This is a genomic window from Mitsuaria sp. TWR114, from assembly GCF_007997345.1.
In genome coordinates this window covers 1-4474 of sequence record NZ_VOSR01000864.1, presented here as the reverse complement: position 1 = coordinate 4474, position 4474 = coordinate 1, and the positions used below count along the sequence as shown (strand labels likewise).

The following is a 4474-nucleotide window of genomic DNA, read 5'->3' as shown; positions in this document are numbered from 1 at the left end:
GGGCGCCGCCGCCTGCGCCTCCAGCGCGCGCGAACTGGCGGCCTGGCCGGCGATCGCCGACAGCGACGCGACCTGGCTCAGCCGCAGGTGAGGATCGTCCGGGAACATCGCGAGCAGGGCCTCGGTCGCCTCGAGGATCGCCGGCTCGTTGCCGTCGTAGAGCGCGACCAGCCGCGCGGCGCGCCAGGCCAGGCGGCTGCCCGGCGAGCGCGCGGCCAGCACGTCGCGCGCCGTCAGCGCGGCCGGGCGATCGTGCCGCTCCAGCGCGGTCTGGACGCGGAACAGCTCGTCGTGGTCCTCGGCCTCGGGCAGCACGATGCCGTCGAGGCGGTGGGCCTGGTCCGGCGGCACCATGAGCATCGCGCGCGGCCCGTGGGCCGCCTGCGCGGCGAACAGCGGCGCCGCTTCCATCTCCGCATGGGAGGGGTGGAAGGGATCGCGGATCAGCAGCGTGCGCCGCAGCCGGTCATATCCCGCCACGGCTTGCAGGTGGCCGCTCGCGGCCCCCTTCGTGACCAGCGCGAAGGGCACGCCGGCGTCGATCAGCGCGCAGGCGCTGGCCAGCGGCTGGTGGGTGTGGATGCTGCAGCCGACGTCCGGCCGCGCCCGCAGCACGCGCGCATGCAGCCCGGTCTCGACCGAAGGCCGGCGGGCGCCGTCGCTGGCGTCGTCGACGACGGCCAGGTCGGCCAGGCGCAGCACGCAGACGTCCTCCGGCCGCATGACGAGGTAGTCCGTCGCCGACGGCGTCACCGCCACCCGCTCGTCGTCGATGCGCAGCATCAGGTTGCCGCCGGTGCCGGCGAAGTAGCCGCGCTCGGACAAACGCAGGCACAGGGCCACCACCTGCCGCCGTTCGGCTGCGTGCTTCATGCAGCGGCTCCCGTCGCGGGCACGCGGTTGAGGCGGTGGTACAGCGGCGCCAGGCGCGCGCGGACTTCCTTGAAGGCCTCGAACTTGTCGCCATAGAGCCGACGCAGCGCGGCGGCGGGTTCGTAGAGGCGGCGCGTGCGGCGCAGCGCCGGCAGGTCGCTGAAACGAAGCGCGCCGGTGCCCACGCCGGCGAGGAAGGCCGCGCCGATCGCGTTGGCCTGGATCGGATGCGCCAGTTGCCGGATCGGTTGGCCGGTGACGTCCGCGAGGATCTGGCACCAGACGTCGCTCTGCGCGCCGCCGCCGACTGCCGCGATCGTGCCGGGCGACCGGCCCAGCAGCCGCCCGAAGGGCTCCATCATCCAGCGCGTGTTCAGCGCGACGCCCTCGAGGAAGGCCCGGAAGATATCCTCGCGCGAATGCTCCAGCGACAGGTTGATCAGCCCCGCGCGCAGCAGCGGATCGTCCACCGGCGTGCGCTCGCCGAAGAGCCAGGGCGTGTAGATCAGCCCGCGCGAGCCCGGCGGCACGCGCGCGGCGATGCGGTTGAGCGCCTCGTAGACGGCGGGATGCTCCTCGTCGGCGGCCAGTTCGTCGGGGTGATAGAGGATGCGGTCGCGCAGGAAGGACAGGTTGGCGCCGGCCGTCGACTGCAACGCCAGCGCGAGGTAGCGGCCATCGACCGCCGAGGGCACCGCCGCGATCTTGTGGCGCACGTCGGTCCGCATGCCCGGCACATGCGCCCCCAGCCAGGACGAGGTGCCCAGGTACAGGTGGGTCTCGTAGTCCGGCACCGCGGCGCCGACCGCGACGGCCGAGGTGTCCACCGCGCCGGCCACCACCGGCGTCGTGGCCGGCAGGCCCAGTTGCCCGGCGACCGCCGGCAGCAGCGGCCCCAGCACGTCGGTGGAATGCACGATCGCGGGCAGCTTGCCGGCGTCCAGCCCGAGCGCGCGGATCAGGCGGTCGTCGTAGCGGATGCGCGAGGGATCGCGGTTGTCCGTCACCCAGCTGGTGAGGATGGAATCCTGCGTCGCGCAGAGCCGGCCGCAGAGGCGGAAGTTGAGGTAGTCCAGCGCGTTGAGGAAGCAGCGCGTGGCCTCGTAGACGGCGGGTTGCTCGTCGCGGATGAAGGCCATGTGGCCGGCCGCGTCGCGCCCGGTCAGCGACGGCGCGCCGCCGGTCAGGCGCAGCCAGCGCCACAGCTTGAGCGGCGCATAGCCCTCGATGTTGAGCCAGCGACCGCGCACGCGCCGGGCCACGGCAGCGGCGCCGCGCGCGTCCAGCCAGCTGAAGGCCGGCCCGATCGCCCGGCCGTCGCGGCCGAGGCAGACGGTCACCTCGGTCTGCGTGGAGCAGCACACCGCCGACACGCGGCCTCGATGGCTGGCGTCGGCTGCGAGCACCTCGCCGGCGGCCTCGAGCAGCGCCTGCCACCAGGCCTCGGGGTCCTGCTCGGCCCGCACTCCCTCGACATGCAGCGCCACCGGCCGGAAGGCCCACGCGACCACGGTGCCGTCCTGCGCCACCAGCGCGCACTTGCAGCCGCTGGTGCCCAGGTCCACCGCCAGTACCAGCGGCGCAGTGCCCGGCGTGGTCATCAGAACTTGCGCGACACGGAGACCACCAGCGTGTTGTTGTCCTGCCGCTTCCAGCCGTCGCCGTCGGGGATCATGAAGAGCTCGGGCCGGTGGGTGCGGGTGGCCACCCATTCGGCGGTCCAGTTCAAGCCCCAGCGCTGATGGGTGACGCCGATCGAGTAGTCGCTGAAGTCCGCCTCCTTGAAATGGCGGATCTTCTGGGTGCCGGCATGCAGGTTCAGCGTGGTCGTCGGCGTGAGCGGGTGGCGATAGGTCAAGTCGTAGAGCATGCTGCCGCGCGAGTTCTGGTCGCCGCGCGCGTAGCACTCGAGCGCCGGCGTCGGATCGATGGCGGCGGCGAGGATCTGGCCGCAGACGCCGCCGGTGTCCGCGCCGCGGTAGGTGCGCGAGAGCACGTGCAGCACTCGGCCCTCGAGCCGGCCCCAGCCGATCTCCAGCACCGCGTAGGCGGTGTCGTAGCGGGTGCGGCGGAAGTCCACCGGCACGCCGGCTTCCAGGTCGATGCCGTGCGGCGCGTCGAATTTGGCGCCGGGGAAGAATTCCTTGGCCAGTCCGACGCCGAAGTGCCAGGCGTCCGGATCGCCGAAGCGGTAGCCGGTGCCCAGCAGCAGGTTGACGCCGTCGCCGTCGGTGAAGGCCTTCTTGCTGACGGTGGAGAGCTGCGCCAGGCCGATGACGCCGGACTCGTGGGCGAGCTGCACGCCCAGTTGCAGCGAGGGCTTGCGGCCGGAGTCGGAGACACCGCGGTTGCGCAGGTCCGAGAGCAGCTTCACTTCGGTGTCGATCGCCATCGTGGCCACGCCGACGTCGTCGGCGCGGGCGACGGAGGGGCCGAGCGCGGCCAGGGCGGCCAATGCGGCGTACACCGCGTAGGCGGCGAGGGCCGGTCGGGTCGCGGGGGTGGAGGTCGTGCGGGTCATCTCGGGTCTCCTCGTCATTGCTGTTCAGGACTTGCAGACCGGCGTCGCCGGCAGGGCGGCCACGCGCTTCATCTGCTCGGTCTGACCGAGGATCTCGGTCCCGATGAAGGCGCGCAGGTACAGGTCGCCGCCCTTCACGCGCAGCGCGCCCTTGTATTTCTTCCGGTCGCGCGGGTCGTAGACCCAGCCGTCGCGCCAGGCCTCGTTGTCATAGCGCTCCAGCTGCGCGACCTGGATGCCGCAGGTGTCGTTGGCCTGGCCCGCGTCCTTGTCCCAGACGATGCGGCCGCACAGCGCGGACGGCTTGTCGCCGCAGGGCTTGAACTCGATCACCGCGCCGCCATCGGCGCTCAGCCACAGGCCCTTGGCGTCATCAGGGCCAGCGGCCAGCGCCGGCGCGGACAGCGCCGCCACGCACAGAAGGGCGACCATGGCCCTGGCCATCGGCCAGCGGCGTCGCGGGGGGTCCAGTCGTGATGCCATCGCCTGCTTTCCGGAGGGGTTCGCCCTCGCGTCAAGTTGATAGTGATGGCTATGGTATAGCGATGACTACCGAAATTGACGCTCGGAGAAACCCTGGCGCGGCGCGCCGCGGGTCAGCGGCAGCGCGAGCATGGCCAGCAGCGCGAAGCCGGCGGCCACGAAGGGCACCGGCGCGACCGCCTCGCCGGTGACGACCAGCGAGGCCATCAGCGGCCCGAAGGCACTGCCGAAGAGCTGCGCCGCCGGCACCAGCGAGGCGACCTGACCGCTGCCGTCGACGCGGAAGGCCAGCGCCATCTGGAAGGGCAGCATGAACAGCCAGGTGAAGGTGAACAGGCCGCACAGCGCGGCGAAGGCCAGGGGCCCGCCCTGGGCGGTGCGCGCGATGCCCAGCGCGCTCAGCCCCAGCACCAGGCAGCAGCCGAGCAGGACCGGCCGGATCGGTGCGCGCCGGACCAGCCAGGTGCCGACGCTGCCGCCCAGCACCTGCATGCCAGCCCGGCCGCGATGAGCGTCTGCACCGCCGTCGGCGAGAAGCCGGCGCGGGTGCCGAGCGGCTCGGCATAGGCCCACAGCGCGCCCAGCGTCGCGAGCTGG

General features: G+C 72.7%; 6 protein-coding genes. All 6 read right to left on the bottom strand.

Features of this window, described 5'->3' with window-relative positions:
- A partial coding sequence (locus tag FUT87_RS25085) for a class II aldolase/adducin family protein (protein WP_186830755.1) occupies nucleotides 1-873 on the bottom strand: 873 nt, incomplete at its 3' end.
- Complete coding sequence (locus FUT87_RS25080) at nucleotides 870-2474, bottom strand: FGGY-family carbohydrate kinase (protein ID WP_147242760.1); 1605 nt, start codon at nucleotides 2472-2474, stop codon at nucleotides 870-872. The genes FUT87_RS25085 and FUT87_RS25080, both read right to left, overlap by 4 nt.
- Entirely contained in the window at nucleotides 2474-3394 is a 921-nt protein-coding gene (locus FUT87_RS25075) for a TorF family putative porin (protein WP_091733669.1), read from the bottom strand. Before FUT87_RS25075 ends, FUT87_RS25080 begins: the two co-directional genes overlap by 1 nt.
- A 24-nt stretch (nucleotides 3395-3418) precedes the next feature.
- Nucleotides 3419-3826, bottom strand: a complete 408-nt coding sequence (locus FUT87_RS25070) for a DUF2147 domain-containing protein (protein WP_254783583.1) — start codon at nucleotides 3824-3826, stop codon at nucleotides 3419-3421.
- A gap of 117 nt (nucleotides 3827-3943) precedes the next feature.
- On the bottom strand, nucleotides 3944-4288 hold the full coding sequence (locus tag FUT87_RS25065; protein WP_222617280.1) for a hypothetical protein: 345 nt from the start codon (nucleotides 4286-4288) through the stop codon (nucleotides 3944-3946).
- Nucleotides 4276-4474 (bottom strand): hypothetical protein (locus tag FUT87_RS30075; RefSeq protein ID WP_222617279.1); only part of this gene is annotated, 199 nt, incomplete at its 5' end. The genes FUT87_RS30075 and FUT87_RS25065, both read right to left, overlap by 13 nt.